12 protein-coding genes are annotated in these 16579 nt (G+C 66.2%); all 12 read right to left on the bottom strand.

What is annotated here, in order from left to right; genetic code table 11:
* Positions 1 to 164: 164 nt before the first annotated feature.
* Positions 165 to 1229 carry a serine/threonine-protein kinase gene (locus NJG22_RS20960; RefSeq protein ID WP_253097418.1) on the bottom strand — a complete coding sequence of 355 codons (1065 nt, stop codon included), beginning with the start codon at positions 1227 to 1229 and terminating at the stop codon, positions 165 to 167.
* Positions 1226 to 1954 (bottom strand): PP2C family serine/threonine-protein phosphatase, encoded by a 729-nt coding sequence (locus NJG22_RS20955; protein ID WP_253097416.1) that lies wholly within the window; start codon positions 1952 to 1954, stop codon positions 1226 to 1228. Before NJG22_RS20955 ends, NJG22_RS20960 begins: the two co-directional genes overlap by 4 nt.
* The gene (gene tssM, locus NJG22_RS20950; protein WP_253097414.1) at positions 1954 to 5481 is read right to left on the bottom strand and encodes a type VI secretion system membrane subunit TssM; all 3528 of its coding nucleotides are present in this window, start codon (positions 5479 to 5481) and stop codon (positions 1954 to 1956) included. The genes NJG22_RS20955 and tssM overlap by 1 nt, the downstream gene beginning before the upstream one ends.
* 14 nt (positions 5482 to 5495) lie before the next feature.
* Entirely contained in the window at positions 5496 to 6365 is an 870-nt protein-coding gene (icmH, locus tag NJG22_RS20945; protein ID WP_253097413.1) for a type IVB secretion system protein IcmH/DotU, read from the bottom strand.
* 2 nt (positions 6366 to 6367) lie between these two features.
* Entirely contained in the window at positions 6368 to 7699 is a 1332-nt protein-coding gene (tssK, locus tag NJG22_RS20940) for a type VI secretion system baseplate subunit TssK (protein ID WP_253097411.1), read from the bottom strand.
* Entirely contained in the window at positions 7696 to 8202 is a 507-nt protein-coding gene (gene tssJ / locus NJG22_RS20935) for a type VI secretion system lipoprotein TssJ (RefSeq protein ID WP_253097409.1), read from the bottom strand. Before tssJ ends, tssK begins: the two co-directional genes overlap by 4 nt.
* A 5-nt stretch (positions 8203 to 8207) precedes the next feature.
* On the bottom strand, positions 8208 to 9389 hold the full coding sequence (gene tagH, locus NJG22_RS20930; RefSeq protein WP_253097407.1) for a type VI secretion system-associated FHA domain protein TagH: 1182 nt from the start codon (positions 9387 to 9389) through the stop codon (positions 8208 to 8210).
* Between the two features lie 18 nt (positions 9390 to 9407).
* Complete coding sequence (locus NJG22_RS20925) at positions 9408 to 9548, bottom strand: YgdI/YgdR family lipoprotein (RefSeq protein WP_253097405.1); 141 nt, start codon at positions 9546 to 9548, stop codon at positions 9408 to 9410.
* Between the two features lie 83 nt (positions 9549 to 9631).
* Positions 9632 to 11152 carry a sigma 54-interacting transcriptional regulator gene (locus NJG22_RS20920; RefSeq protein ID WP_253097403.1) on the bottom strand — a complete coding sequence of 507 codons (1521 nt, stop codon included), beginning with the start codon at positions 11150 to 11152 and terminating at the stop codon, positions 9632 to 9634.
* 10 nt (positions 11153 to 11162) lie between these two features.
* Complete coding sequence (tssH, locus tag NJG22_RS20915; RefSeq protein ID WP_253097401.1) at positions 11163 to 13787, bottom strand: type VI secretion system ATPase TssH; 2625 nt, start codon at positions 13785 to 13787, stop codon at positions 11163 to 11165.
* A 6-nt stretch (positions 13788 to 13793) separates the two neighbouring features.
* Positions 13794 to 14801, bottom strand: a complete 1008-nt coding sequence (gene tssG / locus NJG22_RS20910) for a type VI secretion system baseplate subunit TssG (protein WP_253097399.1) — start codon at positions 14799 to 14801, stop codon at positions 13794 to 13796.
* On the bottom strand, positions 14765 to 16552 hold the full coding sequence (gene tssF, locus NJG22_RS20905) for a type VI secretion system baseplate subunit TssF (RefSeq protein WP_253097398.1): 1788 nt from the start codon (positions 16550 to 16552) through the stop codon (positions 14765 to 14767). The genes tssG and tssF overlap by 37 nt, the downstream gene beginning before the upstream one ends.
* Positions 16553 to 16579: the final 27 nt, after the last annotated feature.

The following is a 16579-nucleotide window of genomic DNA, read 5'->3' as shown; positions in this document are numbered from 1 at the left end:
TGATGGCTTCCTTGCCGTCGAAGGCGAGGACCTGGAAGTCGTGCTCCAGGCCGTCGATGTGCAGGCTGAAATGGGTCTGGTTCGCGGCGGCAAACATCCCTGTCCCTCTGTTCAAGTAAATTCAGTGGTAGAACGACCGTGACCGGATAGGCAAGCGCGGAAGATCATCGCCAGAACCTGCCCCACCAGCCCCGGGCAGCGAAAGCATCGCGCAGTTGACCTGCATCGATGCAACGCTGGTCGGGGTCAAAGGCCAGGGCCTTGCGCAGTGCGGCCCAGGCCTTGCCCGGCACCCGTGCCGGGGCCTTGGCCACAAGCTGCATGCCCTGGTCACGGGCCTTGCGCGACGGCACTCGGTCGAACGGGTGCCGGCCGGTCATCAGCTCAAACAACACACACGCCACTGCATACAGGTCACTGGCAATGCCCGGCGCCCGCCCCTCGTACAACTCGGGGGCGGCATAGGCCGGCGTCCAGGCCTCGAAGCGGCCATGACTCAAGTGCGGCAGACCGGCCAACGGGCCGTCCTGGGCCATGCCCAGACCGAAGTCGAACAACCGCAGGCCATCATCGGTAAGCATCACGTTGCTGGGTTTGAGGTCGCCATGCACCACGCCCTGAGCATGCACGCAGGCCAGCGCGTCGAGCAGCGGCACGGCGATCTCGCGGACCTGCGCCCAGGCCAGGCCCAGCGGCTGGTCACAGAGCAGGCGATCAAGCGAGGTACCGCGCATCAGCTCCATCGTGATGTAGCCTCGATCAGTCTGCGGATCGATGGCAAATCCCTGCAGACGCACCAGGTTGGGGTGTCGCAGGCGGCTGGTCAGGGCGTATTCGTTGAATAGCAGCGCATTGGCATCCGGGGCCGTGGCCAGTTGGTCGCTCATCAGTTTCACCGCGAGCAGCGGTTGTGGATCACCGAAGCGCTCCTGCAGCAGGTCACGGGCACGGTACACCTGTCCCATGCCACCGGCGCCGAGCAGACGCTCCAGGCGGTAGCGCCCGGCCAGCACTTCAGGCAACGGCGGCAGCTCCTTGGCCACGGCGCCACCCGGCGGCTGCACGGCGGGCTGTGCCCGGCCCTTGCCGCGGCGCTTGCGGCGCCCCTTGCCAGGCGCGGGGCGTGCAGCTTCGGCCTCGCCAGCCTGAGTGAAGGCGAAATACGTTGAATCACTGCCTTGCTCGAGCACATCGAGCATGTCCAGGACATCTGCGCTGCCAGGCTTCATCGATGGATCACCACTGCCGTCAGGTTGTCTTTCGCCGAGCCGCCCAGGGCGGCATCGAACAGGCGCTGCAGAGCCTCGCCGGGCGACGCCAGGTCCAGGGCGTGCCCCAGCCCACCGCTCTCCAGGCCGTCGTAGAGCCCATCGCTGCACAGCAGGTACACATCGCCCGGTTGCGCTTCGAACTCCAGCACTTCCAGGGTGAGGCTGGCGCTGGCGCCGACGGCTCGGGTCAACGCACGCGCCGACGGGTGTCCGCGCGCCTGCTCGGCACTCATGCGCTCCTGGTCGATCAACTGCTGTTGTAACGAATGGTCGCGGGTCAGCTGATACAGGCGCTGGCCGCGCCACAGGTAGCAGCGGCTGTCACCGGCCCATACGCATGCGCCGCGCCGGCCTTCGAGTAGCAAGGTCACAACGGTGCTGCCGATGATCCGGGCCTGGCCTTCGACATTCACCGTCAGTTCCTGACCGAGCCTGCGGTTGATCCAGTGCAGGCACTGACGTACCGCAACCACCCGCTCGTCAAAGCTGCTGCTGAGCGGCAGCTCGGCCAGGCTCCCGACGATCATCTGGCTGGCGATATCGCCAGCCTCGTGACCTCCCATGCCGTCGGCGACTGCCCACAGCCCCTGTTGCGGGGAGTCGAGAAAAGCATCCTCGTTGCGCGCGCGGACCTTGCCCGGATCGGTGCGCGCAGCACTGCGCCAGGGGGTGACGGGCAACATCACAGCTCCCCTGGCAGGCGGAAGCCGCGTAGCACGTTCATGTCGAACGGGTTCGGCGCGCGCTGGCTGGTCAGCAGGTAGTTGGCGCGCATGCCGCCGACATTGGCCTTGAGCACCATGGTGTCGCGGCCCTTGAGGTACTCGGTCTGCATCAGATCGAGCAGGCGGAACAGCGACCACGGGCCACCGTTCTTCTCCAGCGCCATGGGGCGGCCGTTGAGCTGCTCCAGGGTCAGGCTGCTGTTGCCGTCCTGGGCTTCGGTCGGCCATTTCAGGCTGGTGGAGACGATCGGGCCGTGGCGGTAGTTGATCACCGTGTCGCCGAAGCGGAACTCGGCGCGGCTCACCGATGGATCGAGGGTGTACGGCTCGAGCTTGAACTGCACCTGCGGCTCATCGGGGTTCTGCGCGAAGAAGCTCTGGCGGATGGTCTGCGCTGCGCTCATCTGGTCGAGGAACGCCTTGGTCATCGGCAGGCTCTGGCCGTCCAGGCTGCGCAGGCGATAGCTGCCCGGTTCGCCGCTGACGAAGGGCCGCATGTAAGTGTCGAAGAAGCGGTCCGCCACGCCCTGCGCCTTGAAGAAGTCGCGGAAATCGCTGATCGCCACATCACTGGTGCCATGGGCGTTGAACGGGTAGCGCGACTCGATGGCGCGGCCGTAGAAGCTGTACAGCTCGCTCTGATAGCGCTGGTTGAGGTAGCTGTAGGTGTCGTTGAGAGCCATGCGCCAGATGTCGTCGGACAGCAGGTTGAACCAGCCGGCCACCGGGCGCGGCAGGCGCACGGTACCGTTGCGCAGGCTGCTCAGGGCGTCACGTTGCCCCGACATGCGGGTCTTGGCCATCTGGTACGAAGCCTCTTCGGCCTGGTTGGAACGGGCCAGACTGGCGAGCTGCTGCTGCAGGTCGTTAAGCGCCTGCATCGTCGGCGCCAGGTCGGGGCCCGGGCCGTTGTTGTCGTCGAGCAGGCGGTGCAGCGGTTCAAAGCGCCGCTGCAGGGCCATGCGCGCGGTGTCGGGCAGCGGTTTCTTCGCCAGGGCATCACGTGCCTTGTCGGCGACCACACCGGCAACGGCCGCACCGCCCTTGCCAAGCTTCTTGGCCGCAACCTTGCCGGCGGCGGCCTCGGCCGCTGGGTTGCCCTCATCGGCGCCTTCGGCCAGCACCGGGAAGCGGGTGTTCTCCCGCACCTCGGTGAGCAACAGCAGCAGCGGCGAGTTGGCGGCGGTCAGCGCAGACAGCTGGTCGGCGCCCTCGCCGGCGTCGCTGAACGGTATAAGGCCGACCTGGTTGACCGCCTCGCCCCAGTAGTTGGCGTAGTCGCGGAAATACAGCTGCTCCAGTTCGACCATCAGGCGGCGCATGTCCATGTCGCTGATACCGCTGCCCTCGCCCAGCACCCAGTTGTCGCGCAGGATGTCGTTGACCAGGTTGCTACCCTGCACCGAGAAGTACTGCTGGTAGCCCTGTGAGGTGTAGAAGCCGGGGATCGGATAGTCGATGCCGACGAACTGGCTGGCCTGTGGCCCGAGCTGCTGGCTCAGGCGGTACTCCGGCAGACTACGGGCCTGCTCGCGCAGCACCCGGTACACCACGCTGGCCAGCGACTCGGCACGCAGCACCTGGCGCGCCTGGGCCACCAGGGCGTCGTTGAGCGGGTAGGCAAACGGTTGCTCAAGCAGGCGAGTGAAGTGCGCGTTCAGCCCTTCCTGCACGGCGGTATTGCCGTTGTAGCGCTGCGACCAGCCGACCGCCACCCAGTCCTTGAGCCAGGCCTGATCGCGACGCTCGGGCAGGCCCAGCATCAGGTAGGCGCGCAGGCTGTTGAGCAGGCGCTCACGGTTCTTCAGGTTGCTGCGGATCTGTCCTTCGACCATCTGCGCCACCCGTGGCAGCAGAACGGTCTCCAGTTCGCGCTGATAGGCCGGTTGCAGCACTTCGTTGCTCGGCACGCCCTGGTACAACCCACCGCGCTGCAACCACGCGACATCGCCGCTGGCCGGGAAGACCTGCGCGGCCTGCCAGGCGCTGTCCAGCGGTTTGAGCGCGGCGAGGGCATCATCGCGCGGGCCCAGGCCGAGATGCTGGCGCTGCCACTGACGGCCCAGCTCACGCACCTGCTCCAGGCGTTCATGGTTGCCGGAGAAGCTGCCGGCCCACAGCACACCGAACAGCGCCAGCGCCCCCAGAGCTCCAAGGTAGACGGCGCGCTGCCCCCAGTGGATACGCCGGCGTTCGCGCTGGTCGAGGCCGGCCAGGTCGTACTCGGGGAAGATCACCCGGCTGAACAGCTGCAGGATGAAGCGCGAGCGCCCCTGCGGCGCGCTGCGACCCGCTGCGCCTGGATGGAAGCCGTTGTCACTGTCCACCCGCGGTGCCTGGTGCGGTGCGCTGGTCAGATAGAAACCACGCAGCTGGCTGGCGCGCTGGTAGCGGTTGCCGGTAAAGGCCGCGTCGACGAACAGGCACAGCTGGTCGCCGATGCGCCCCAACTGGTGCGGGAAGTCGAGGATCCGCGCACGGCGCAAGGTATTACGCTCATGGTGCATGCGCTGGGTGACCTGGTCGCCCAGGCGTTGCAGCAGGCCCTGGAACTCCTTGGCCAACAGCTCGGTGTCGGCGCCGCTCTGACCCTTGCCGAAGGTGACGCCGAACACCTGTTCGTTCTCTTCGCGCGACTGCTGGTCGAAGAAGGCGTCGAAGCCCTGCAGGCGGTCGGTCTTGCTCAGCACCAGGTAAACCGGCAGTTCGACATGCAGGCGCTGGCGCAGCTCCTGCAGGCGCGAGCGGACGTTCTGCGCCAGCTCGTCCACAGCCGCCTCGCCGCCGAGCAAGGTGTCCAGTGGCACGGTAACCACCACGCCGTTGAGCGGGCGGTTGCGCCTGCGCAGGCGCAACTGGTCGAGCAGCACACGCCAGGCGCTGCCATCGATCTCGCTGTCGGGCTGGTTGAGGAAGCGTCCGGCGGTGTCCACCAGCACGGCCTGTTCGGCGAAATAGAAATCGCAGAAGTCGCCGCTGGAGGGATCGCGGGCAAGCTTGCGCTCCAGCGCGTTGATCGGGAACTCAATACCCGAATGGTCGATCAGGCTGGTTTTGCCCGCACCCTGCGGGCCGAGCACGAGGTACCAGGGCAGGTCGCGGCGCCAGCGCTCGCTGCGGCCACCGTACAGGCTCGAATGCTTGAGGGTGGACAAGGCATGTTTGAAACGGGCCTTGATCTCCTTGCCTTGCGCTTCCTTGCGCTCCTCGCGCTCCAGACGTTCGCGACCGTCCTCGCTCTCGAGTTCCGCCTGCTTGCGGTTGTTGGCGCGCCAGCTGGCAAACACCATCCATAGGCCCCACAGCAGGAACAGTACGCTGATGGTCAGCAGCCGCGCCGCGGCGTCTTCCCAGAACTTGTTGTCGGCCACCGCCAGCAACGGCCCGGCGAACCACACCAGCAGGGCGAGGACCAATACCAGCAGCAGGCTCCAGACCCAGGTACGGGCGAGGAAAGCGCCTACTTTCTTGAAAAAATTCTTCATCACGGGTCCTTGTGTCACGGCCGCGCTTGGGTCGCGGTCTGCTCATGCGTCTGGAAAGGTTGCAGGACAGTCGCGCGCTGTTCTCCCAGCACCCAGGCGAAACCGGAATACATCACCACCAGGCACACCAGGGTGAATAGCGCCACGCTCCACCACGGCACGATGCGCACCAGCCCGTGGCGCGAACGGTCGAGGCCTTCCCAGCGCGGCGACAGTTCGCGCGGCACGTCGCCGCGCAACTGGCGGATCTGCCGGAACAGCGCATCGCGAATCCCTTCCAGCTCCGACATGCCCCGGTCGATCACCCGGTACTTGCCCTCGAACCCCAGCGACAGGCACAGGTACATCAGCTCGAGCATCGGCAGGTGCTTGACCGGGTTCTTCGACATGCGGTCAAGCACCGCGAAGAACTTCTCGCCGCCGAAGGTCTCGTTGTGGAAGGCGCTGAGCAGGCTCATCTGCGACCACTGGCTCTCGTTGCCCCACGGCGTGGTGACCACGGCTTCATCGACCACCGTGCACAGCAGGTAGCGGGCCACGGTGATCTGGCTGCTTTCCACGCCCTCGTAGTGAATGCGCGTCTCGAAGCTGCGAATGCAGGCGCTCAGGCGCTCCTTGAGAGTGGCCAGGTCTTCGCTGGTCTCGCTGTGCTTGAGCCGCACCACTTCCGACAGCAGCTCGCCGGCGGCGGCCACCAGCGGGTTGAGGCCGACGCTGAAACTGCCGCTGGAGGGCAGGCGCGCCGAGTAGACCATGCGCTGCTCGAGCGGCTCGGCCCGCGCCGATCCGCCCAGTGCGGTGAGTGCCTGACCTTCCGGTGCCGAGCCATCCTGGTTGAACAGGACGGTCTTGTCGTCCTGAGGGGTGTCCATGTCCTTGCTCATGCTCAGTTCCTGATGGCCCAGAATTTCAGTTCGAGATCGGAGAACTCACTGGTGACGTGGAAGGCGAAGCCACCGGAACCGTCCATCTTGGCGCGGTCGGCGGCGTCGAGTTCGACGATGAAATAGGTCTTGTTGGCGTGGAACGGGATCTGCCGCGGCGCCACCGGCAGCGGTTTGACCTTGAGCCCGGGCAGGTGCAGGTTGACCAGTTGGCGGATGCGCTCCACCGGGCCGACCTTCAGGTGCGACGGCAGACGCTGACGCAGTTCCTCGGACTCGCAGTTGGCGCTGGCCGCCAGCACGAATGAGGCGGTGGTGAGCAGCCCCGGGTCGTGCAGCGGCGACACCAGGATGCCGTACTGGCGCTGCTGCAGCTCCAGCTCGATGGCATGCTGTTCGAGCACCATCGACAGCACCTGGCGGATCGACTCCATCAGCTTGCGGAAGCTCGCCCCCTGGTCGCTGTGCTGATAGCGGGCGTCCAGGCGTGGGCGCTTGGTATCACTGGAGAAGGTCGACAGGTCGCCGAGCATGATCAGGAAGGTGCGGTACAGCTCCTCGGGGTGCACCTGCTCCAGGCTCAGGTAATGGCGCAGCAGCAGCTCGGTACGGTTGATCAGTTGCAGCATCATGAAATCGCCGACCTCGGCGCCGCCGACCTTGCCGTTGGAGCGGATACGCTCGGCCAGGGTGTCGCCGCGCAGCGCCAGCATGCTGATGACTTCCTTCAGGCACGACAGCAGGTACACCGACGAATGGGTGCGGATGAACGTCGGCACGAACTCCGGATCGAGGCTGATGACCCCGTCGGGCGAGGTGTCGAGGATCTCGCAGACCTTGAGCTTGACGTAGGCCTGGTCGGTCTGTTGCTCGCCCAGCAGCAGGCGGAAGTCGGGACGCGCGCAGTTGATCTGGCTGCTGTTGTCGTCACCGGCATTGGAGTCGGACACCTCCACCTCGTAGGTGGTGTAGCGGGTCAGTACGTCGGACTGCTCGGGGCGGCGTGCCTCGATGTGATTGCCGGTGACCAGCGGCAAGGCCATGAAGATCGGCGTGGCGCCCGTATTCGGCGGCACATCCAGGGCCAGCGGCTCGCTGCTGCCGTCGAGCTCGAACAGGCTGCCGTCGGGCAGGATGCCGGCGGCACGGCTGATCACCAGCTTGCCCATGTTGAGGAACTGCAGGTCGATCTCGAGGTTGATGAAGCCCCAGGTGTAGGTGCCCAGCAACTGGGTGCGAGTCTTCATCTGGCTGTCGTAGTAGCGGTCGTTGTGCTGGAAATGCTGGGGACGCAGCAGCATCCCCTCCTGCCAGACTACCTTGTGCACATTCATGGGCGCTCACCCGCTTGTGCCACGGGGGGCACGCCATTGTGGATCCCCGCCTGGTCCAGGTAGAGGTTCGCCGTGACCCGCTCGCCGATGCGGATCGCCTGCACACGACGCCATTGCGCCTGGTCGAGGTCGCGGTAGGCGGCCAGGATGCCGACAAAGCGGCTCTCGGGATCGATGCTGAGCTTCAGGCTCAGGGTCTGGCCCGGGCGCAGTTCGTGCTCCTCGCTGGCCACCAGGTCCGCAGACAAGGACTCTTTCGGACTCTGGTAAAGGCTGAAGAAGTCGGTGCTCTCGAAGGCCACCGGGTGCTTGAGCTCGAACAGCCGCACCACTACCGGCGAGGGGCGGCCATTGATGTCCAGGTTGAGCTGGTCGGTGGCGTTCAGCGTGAGGTCGAGCTTGGTCATGTGCGAATACGGCGACAGGGCGCTGCAACCGGCCAACCAGGCCAGCGCGGCCAGGGCCCATGTCGCACCGAGCAGCCTGCGGGAAATGCGCGTCATGGCGGTCATCCTTGCGGGTCGTGGTTGAGCGAAGCGATCAGGCGTACCTGCTCTTCGTAGTTGCGGGTGAAGTCCTTGGCCAACAGGCGCTCGCTCCAGTCCTCGTTGCCGACCAGGGCCTGGTGATAGCGCACATAGGACTTCCAGCGGCTGCCGAACAGGCGCTTGCGATCCTGGCGCTCGAACTGCAGCACCAACTGCTCCGGAGCGAAGTGTTCCAGGGTACTGCGCAGGGCATGGCGGCTGGCTCCGAGCATGGCCACCTGGTGTGCCTGCAAGTCACGAAACGCCTGGGACACTGCCTGCTCGCCGGTCAATTGGCCGCCACGCCGGGGCTTGAGCAGCTCGCCGAGTACCTGATCGGCCTCCAGCGGCGCCTTGATCGGGTTGCGGCTGGCGCCCTGCGGGGTCGTCAGGGACAGTCGCAACTCATTCTTCAGCTCACTGCGGGTCCGCAGGCTCTGCTGCAGGCTGGCGATGCTATGGCGCAGCAGACCGGCGGCCTGCACCGCGAGCGTTTCGCGGGCCTGCTCGTCGAGGTCGTCCAGATCCACGCCAAGGGCTGCGCCGAAACGCTTCCAGAAGGCATCATCGCGAGGTTCCCGCTGGGGCGGGGCGGGCGTCGGTTCAGGCGTCAGCACGGGCACCAGGGTCGGCACGATCAAGTTCTCGTGATCGATCTGTGCATAGTCGGCGCGCTGACGCGCAGGTGGCTCGGGCATGGTCATGGCCACCAGTTCATCCATCGGACGCAGCGCAATCTCTTGCTGGTCCAGCGCGGTGATCGGGTCCAGGCCGAGGAAGGCGTCATCGGGAATGATGTTAGCTCCCGGCATGCCCAGGCCGATATCCAAACCCGGTTCGCTGTCAATCAGCCGTGCGCGCACTTCGATATCGCCCATGCGATACACCGCACCCTGCTCGATGCGATAGGCCTCGCCCTTGCGCAACTGAGCACCGCTATTTGCCAGGCGAATACCGTTGCTGCTGGTGTCGGTCAGAAAGAACTCGCCGTTCTCGAACGAGACATGGGCGTGGTGGCTGGACAGGTGCCGCTTGTCGTCGTCGATGCACCAATGACAGTCCTTGGCCCGACCGATGTCACCACCGGCACGGTCGAAGGTCTTGCTCGGCGAGTCGGCGCGTCCGTGCTGACGTTTATCGAGCAGTTCGAAAACCACTTCCATGGTCATAGCTCCTTGTACTCACTTGTCACGGTTGAGGGCCTGGGGATCGCCGAGTGGGCGATAGCTGTCATCGTCGAACTTGTAGTTGCCGGCACAACCGGCCAGGGCGAACGCGCAAACCAGGGCCAGCAACGTGCCCCGCCAGTGACGGTGAAACATCGGGACGACTCCATGTACGGATGAGGCATGCGCCGCCACGGGCGAGCCTTGGGTGAAATGAAAGGATGTAGGTCTCATGCCGTTCAGCCCTCGCCATCGGCGAGCTGAATGTTCAGGCGCCCGAGCCGGTACAGCAGGGTGCGCCGCGGCAGCCCGAGCTCACGGGCGGCCAGGGTCTGGTTACCATCGTGTTTGCGCAGGCAGTCGAGGAGCAGGCTGCGCTCAACCTTTTCCAGGCGTTCGCGCAGATTCAGCTCGCCGTCGTCCGGCGGTGGCTCCGCCAGGTTGAGCGAGAAGTGGCCGATCTCCAGTTCGTCGCCCTCGCACAGCAGCACCGCACGCTCCACCAGACCCTTGAGTTCGCGCACGTTACCGGGGAAGGCATAGCTCTCGAGATGGTCGAGGGCGGCCTGGGACCAGCCCACCTGGCTGCGCTGAAGGAATGTGCAGGCCTTGTCGCAGAAATGCCGGGCCAGGGTGATGACATCCCCGCTACGCTGGCGCAACGCAGGCAACTCGATGGGGAACTGTGCCAGACGGTAGTACAAGTCTTCGCGGAACAGACCGTCGCTGACCATCTGCGCCAGGTCGCGGTGGGTGGCGGCGATGATGCGCACGTCTATCTTGTGGGTGACGTTAGACCCGAGGGGGCGGATCTCGCCCTCTTGCAACACACGCAGCAACTTGGCCTGCAGAGCCAGGGGCATGTCGCCGATCTCGTCGAGCAACAGGGTGCCGCGATCGGCGGCGTCGAACAGCCCCGGGCGGTCACGCTCGGCACCGGTGAACGCGCCCTTGCGGTAGCCGAACAGCTCGCTTTCCAGCAGGCTCTCGGGGAAAGCCGCGCAGTTCTGCACCACGAAGGCACCCGAACGGCGTGGGCCGTAGTCGTGGATGGCGCGGGCCACCAGTTCCTTGCCGGTACCGGTTTCGCCACGCAGCAATACGGTGTACGGACTGTGCAGGACCTTGCTGATCATCTGGCAGGTCTGACGCATGGCCGGGCTCTGGCCGATCAGGCCGTAGCTGCTGGCAGCGACCGGTGTGCTGCTCGCCGCCAGGGGTTGTGGCCCGGGCTGGCGCAGCCGTCGCAACAGCTGCAGCTGGCCCATGGCGAAACCGCCCAGGCGCCCCAGGGAATCGGCGAACCCTTCCAGCGCGCCGCGCTCGCGGTTCACGCACAGCAACACCCCGGCGACGCGCTGCTGCGCCGTCACCAATGGTACCGCCAGCAGCGCCTGCCAGGGCCTGGCCTGACAGGGCAGGAAGCTGGTGTCGAACAGGCTGGCAGAGAGTTCGGCGATGTTCACCACACGGTTCTGGCACAGGGCGAACTGCAACAGCTGCTCGCCGTTGTAGTCGGCCGGCAGGCTGGAGCAGTCGCGCGCCAGCAGCTTGCCGTCGAGCCAGGCAGCTTCGAGCCCGAGCCGGGTATGGGTCGGGTCGAGCAGGTACACCTGCACCAGCGGGCAGCCACTGAGCCCGGCCACGGCCTGCACCAGCACCTGCAACAGGCACTGGTCGTCCGCCGCCCGGGCCAGGTCGGTGAAGGTGCCCAGCAGCGTCTCGGCATAGGCCAGCGGGTGCGGCACGTGTGCGAACATCACGCCCACCTCAGGCAAACTCGCAGATCACGCCGGCATCCGCGTCGAGGGTAGCGTGCACACGGCTGATCGCCTCGCCGCTGGCCATGGCGTCGAGCAGACGGTCGGCCACCTTGGGCAGCACGTGGGTGTCGATCAGGTGGTCGATCAGGCGCGCGCCGGCTTCGCTCTGGCTGCAACGCTCGGCCAGGTGGTCGACCAGCGCCTGGCAGTGGCTGAACGCCAGTTGCCGACGTTGCAGGCGTTCGCCCAGGCGGCCCAGCTTGATCTCGATCAGCTCGCGCAGCACCGGGCCGCCGACCGGGTAGTACGGCACCACGCGCATGCGCGCCAGCAGGGCCGGCTTGAAGTGGCGGCTGAGTACCGGGCGGATGTGCTGTTCGAGCAACTCGGCATCCGGGCGCTCACCGTTTTCGCACAAGGCGCTGATCTGGTCGCTGGCCAGGTTCGAGGTCATCAGGATCAGCGTGTTGCGGAAGTCGATCTGGCGCCCTTCACCGTCGTTGGCCACGCCCTTGTCGAAGATCTGGTAAAACAGGTTGAGCACGTCAGGGTCGGCCTTCTCCACCTCGTCCAGCAACACCACCGAATACGGTTTCTGGCGCACGGCCTCGGTAAGCATGCCGCCCTCGCCGTAACCGACGTAGCCGGGCGGCGCGCCGATCAGGCGCGAGACGGTGTGCTTCTCCTGGAACTCGGACATGTTGATGGTGGTGATAAAACGGTCGCCGCCGTACAGCAGGTCGGCCAGCGCCAGCGCGGTCTCGGTCTTGCCGACGCCACTGGGGCCGACCAGCAGGAACACGCCCACCGGTGCGTCGGGTTTGTTCAGGCCGGCGGCGGTGGCGCGCATCGAGCGGTTCAGCGCATGCACAGCCTGCTCCTGGCCACGGATGCGGGCACGCAGGTCGTCGGCGAAGGTGATCACCTTGGCGTTATGCTCGCGGGCCAGCTGGCTCAGCGGCACGCCGGTCCAGGCGCTGATCACCTCGGCCACCAGGCGCGGGCACACTTCGGCGCTGACAAGGCGCTCTTCGGCCTGGGCGTCGAGCAGGGCCTGGTGGGTCTCGGCCAGGCGTTGTTGCAGCTGCTCGCGGCTTTCACCTTCGACGACCGGCCCACTCTCCTCCCCTTCGGCTGGCGCGGCCGCTGCGGCAGGGGCGTTGGCGACTTGCTGGCGCAGTTCCAGCACCTGCTCGGCGAGCTCGCGCTGACGGGCCCAGCGGGCGGCCAGTTCGATCTCCTGGTCGTGGGCTTCGGCCAGGCGCAGCTCCAGCTGCTCGAAGGCTTCCTGGTCGATGGCCAGTCCCGCTTCGGCGTCGCGGCGCAGGGCGTTGCGCTGGCGCTCGCCCTCGGCCAGTTCGGCGCGCAGGCGTTCCAGGCTGTCGGGGGCGGCGACCAGGCTAATGCGCACCCGGGCACAGGCGGTGTCGAGCACATCGACTGCCTTGTCCGGCAGCTGCCGGCCGGTCAGGTAGCGCGCCGACAGTTCGGCGGCGGCGACCACGGCGTCGTCACGTAGATAGATGCCGTGGCTCTTCTCATAGAGTTGGGCCAGGCCACGCAGGATAGTCACCGCCTCGCCCACGGTCGGTTCGAGCAACTGCACCGGCTGGAAACGACGGGCCAGGGCCGGGTCTTTCTCGAAGTACTTCTTGTACTCGGCCCAGGTGGTAGCGGCGATTGTGCGCAGCTCGCCACGGGCCAGCGCCGGCTTGAGCAGGTTGGCGGCGTCGGAGCCACCGGCGTTGCCGCCGGCGCCGATCAGGGTGTGGGCTTCGTCGATGAACAAAATCACTGGGCGCGGCGCGGCCTTGACCTCGTCGATTACGCCCTTCAGGCGGCGCTCGAACTCGCCCTTGACGCTGGCGCCAGCCTGCAACAGGCCCATGTCCAGCGCCAGCAGGTCGACCCCTTGCAGGGCCGGTGGCACTTCGCCGGCGACAATGCGCGCGGCAAGGCCTTCGACCACGGCGGTCTTGCCCACGCCGGCCTCGCCGACCACGATCGGGTTGTTCTTGCGGCGGCGGGCGAGGATATCGATCATCTGGCGGATCGACGCGTCGCGGCACAGCACCGGGTCGAGCTTGCCGTCACGGGCCTGCTGGGTGAGGTTGTGGGTGAAGCGCTGGAGTATCGATTCGCCCTGGGGCCCGCCGCCGATCTTGGGTGCGGCGGGTTGCTGGGCCAGGGCGTAGCCCTTGAGGCGCTCGATGTCCAAGCCGCCAAGCAGCTTGTAGTAGCGGCTGCCGGCGTAACGCAGCGGATTGCGCAGCAGGCCGAGAATCAAGGCCGCCTGGTCGACCTGGCTCTGGCCCAGCTCGAGGTTGGAGACCAGCAACGCATCCTGCAGCCACTGCACCAGCTCCGGGGCGAACACCGGGTTGCGGGTGGCGCTGTGCTCGACATTCGGCTGCAGCGCGGCACTGAGCTCACCGGCATCGATCGCGGCGTCCTGCAGCGCTCGCTGCAACAGGCTTTCAGGGCGTTCGAGCAGGCCCAGCAGCAGGTCCTCGACGAGGATCTTGCTGCCGCCGCGGGCGACGCAGCGCTCGGCGGAGCGTTCCAGGTCGCGGCGGCTGTCGGCGTCCAGGGCCTGGACAAGTTGTTGCAGGTCTACGTTGATCATGGCCATTGGTCCTTAATGAATTTTGCTTCCCAAGGTCACCACGCCATCGGCGCGCTCGCGACCCAGCCAGCTGGTCCAACCCAGGTGGCAGACGTTCTGTTCGCCGATGCGCAGCTCGCGGATCTCTTCGCGGCGCAGCTCCAGGCGGATGTCGTAGTCCAGCGGGTCGCGCAGGGTGAAGCGGGTCAGCGCGCACAGCGGCTGGTAGCCGAAACCGATCGGCAGGAATTCGTGAAAGCGTTGCCAGTCCAGCTGGGTGATGTGGATGCGGAACTTGCCACTGCGGTCGCGCACGCGCTCGCCGAGTACGGCGTCTTCGCCCAGCAGGCTGTTGGCCAGGCCCAGGCGGTTGCACTGTTCTTCGAGGATGTCGACGCGCCGCTCCAGGCACTGCTCGATGACCAGGTCGGCGTGCTTGAAGTAGTAACGCAGCACGGCTTCGATCAGCGCCGCCGAGTGGGCGCGCAGGCTGAGCACACCCAGGTACGGCAACAGGCGTTTCCAGTTCAGCTCCTTGGCCTGGCGGATCTGGTCGCCGCCCAGGCCGATCAGGGCGAACAGGTGCGACGAGAAGCCGTCCAGGGCGCCGCTCTCGAAACTGGCGCGGTAGCGGTACTTGCGCCAGATGGGCAGCAGCAGGCGTTGCAGGCGGTGGTGGAACAGGTCGAGGAACATCCGCGTCGGGTTGCCGTCCTCGTTGTCGCCCAACGCCTGTTCGCCATAGAACGCCGGCAGCGGCGAGCTGGAGCCGACCAGGCCGATCAGGTTGAAGCGCATGCGCGCGCGCAGTTGGCCGTGCTCGTGGAAGAACTCGATGCGGTCGACGTCGCTGCCGGGGAAGCCCAGGCTGGGGTTGGCCTGGAACTCGACCAGATCGTAGAGTTCCTCGTCCTCGAGATACGGGTAGGCCTCGCGCAGCTGATCCATCACCAGCAGCACGGCCTGGAACAGCGAGTACTCGCGGATGCTCCGGCTCAACCGGCTTACAGCAGCGGTTGCAGGCCCATGCGTGGTGTCCATTGGTACACCTCCCCTTGTGTGCTTTTCACCCGCAACTCGTGGTACGAGTTGAGGCTGGCGTAGAGCGCGAAGAATTCATTGAGCACCGAGGCGAAGACGAACAGGTCGCCCTCGCCGATGTAGCCCTCAGGGTCGATGGTCAGCTCGGTGCGTAGGCCGCGCAGTGGCAGGCCACGGTGCAGGCGGTCGACGTGCTGATGGCGGATCGCCTTGAGCCCGCCGAGCAGGCGGCGGCTGACCTTTTCCGCGTGCTGGTCGTAGTAACGCGGCAGGTCGTAGGTTTCGAGGATCACCTTGAGCGCGTCAACGTCGGCCAGCGACAGGTAGTTCAGCGACATGTTGCTGATCAGTTTCCACAGGAAGTCGCGGTTCAGCGGTGGCGCGTAGCTGGCGGTGACCGGGGTGATGTTACGGAAGGTGAGGAACTCCGGGGTCTCTTCGCTGAGCATGCAGATGTCGCCGAGCTTCAGGCGTCGCGGCAGGTTCTGGTTGGTGCAGGTCAGCTCGATCGACAGCGTCTCGTGGGTCTCGGCCTGGTGCACGCCGAAGCTCAGGTAGGTGTCGAGGCCGTCGTGCAGCAGCGAGGAGCGCTGGCGGATGCTGTAGTGCGGGCGGTTCTCCGGCACGTCGAAGCTGGCGTCGTGCTCGAACGACTCGAACGGCACGTAGTTCTGGTAGCCCAGGCCGCCCGGGCTCCAGCCGGTCACGCTGTCGACCGAGAACACCCCGCAATGCTCGGGGTCGAGCTCGGCCGCCAGCAGCAGGTATTCGTCCTGCTTGCCGTCCAGGCGGATCGGCAACGCGTCGTGCTTGAACAGGTTGGCGATTGGCGTGCAGTACAGCTTGACGTTGTCCAGGGTCGGGCGCAGGCGCTGGGCCTCGCCCTTGCGGATGTCGAAGCGCAGCTCCAGGCCGTGCACCTGCTTGAGGGTTTCTTCGGGCAGGCTCTGCAACACGTCCAGGCCGGTCACGTCGACGAACAAGAACTTGTCCTGGAAGGCGAAGTACTCCTGGAGGAAGCGGTAGCCGCGGAAGGTGTTCAGCGGGTACGGGATCAGCGCTTCTTCTTCGGCGAAGCCCACCGGGTGCACCTTGGCCGCTGGGGCGCGCAGCAGCAGCGGGTCGCCCTTGGCGTTGAGCATCGGTTTGCCGTGGCTGTCCAACGGCATCAGCTCGATGCCGGCCAGGCTGCGCAGCAGGCTCAGGTAGAGCATCTGACTGATGTAGCGCTCGCCGGCCAGGTGCAGGCGCAGCTTGCTGAGCTTCACGTCGCCGAGGTTGCCGTCGCAGTTCATGTCCAGGCGCAGGCTCAGCAGCGCGCCCTGGCCATTGAGCGAGTAGTTCAGCGCGCTCAGGCGCAAGGGCAGTACGTCGGTGGGGTAGCAGGTACGGAAACGGCAGCTCACGCCATCGATCGGCCGCCCTTCCACCGGGGTGTCGCGTTCGACCCGCAGGGCCGGGCCGGCCTGGCGCAGGGGGTCGAACTGCAGGATGCTGAACGCCGGCAGCGGGCGCATGTAGTTCGGCCACAGCAGGTGCATCAACGAGTGGGTCAGCTCGGGCAGTTCGTCGTCGAGCTTCTGCCGCAGGCGGCCGGTGAGGAAGGCAAAACCTTCGAGCAGGCGCTCGACGTCCGGGTCGCGCCCGGCCTGGCCGAGGTACGGCGCCAGCGCCGGGCTGCGTTCGGCAAAACGCCGCCCCAGCTGGCGCAGTGCCGTCAGCTCGCTTTGGTAGTAGTAATTGAAGGACATTTGTCGTTCCTCCTGAATTCTGCTCTC

Source organism: Pseudomonas sp. VA159-2 (assembly GCF_024126635.1).
Classification (GTDB): domain Bacteria; phylum Pseudomonadota; class Gammaproteobacteria; order Pseudomonadales; family Pseudomonadaceae; genus Aquipseudomonas; species Aquipseudomonas muyukensis.
Note: the sequence above shows the minus strand (reverse complement) of the source record. Positions and strands in the feature narration are given on the sequence as shown.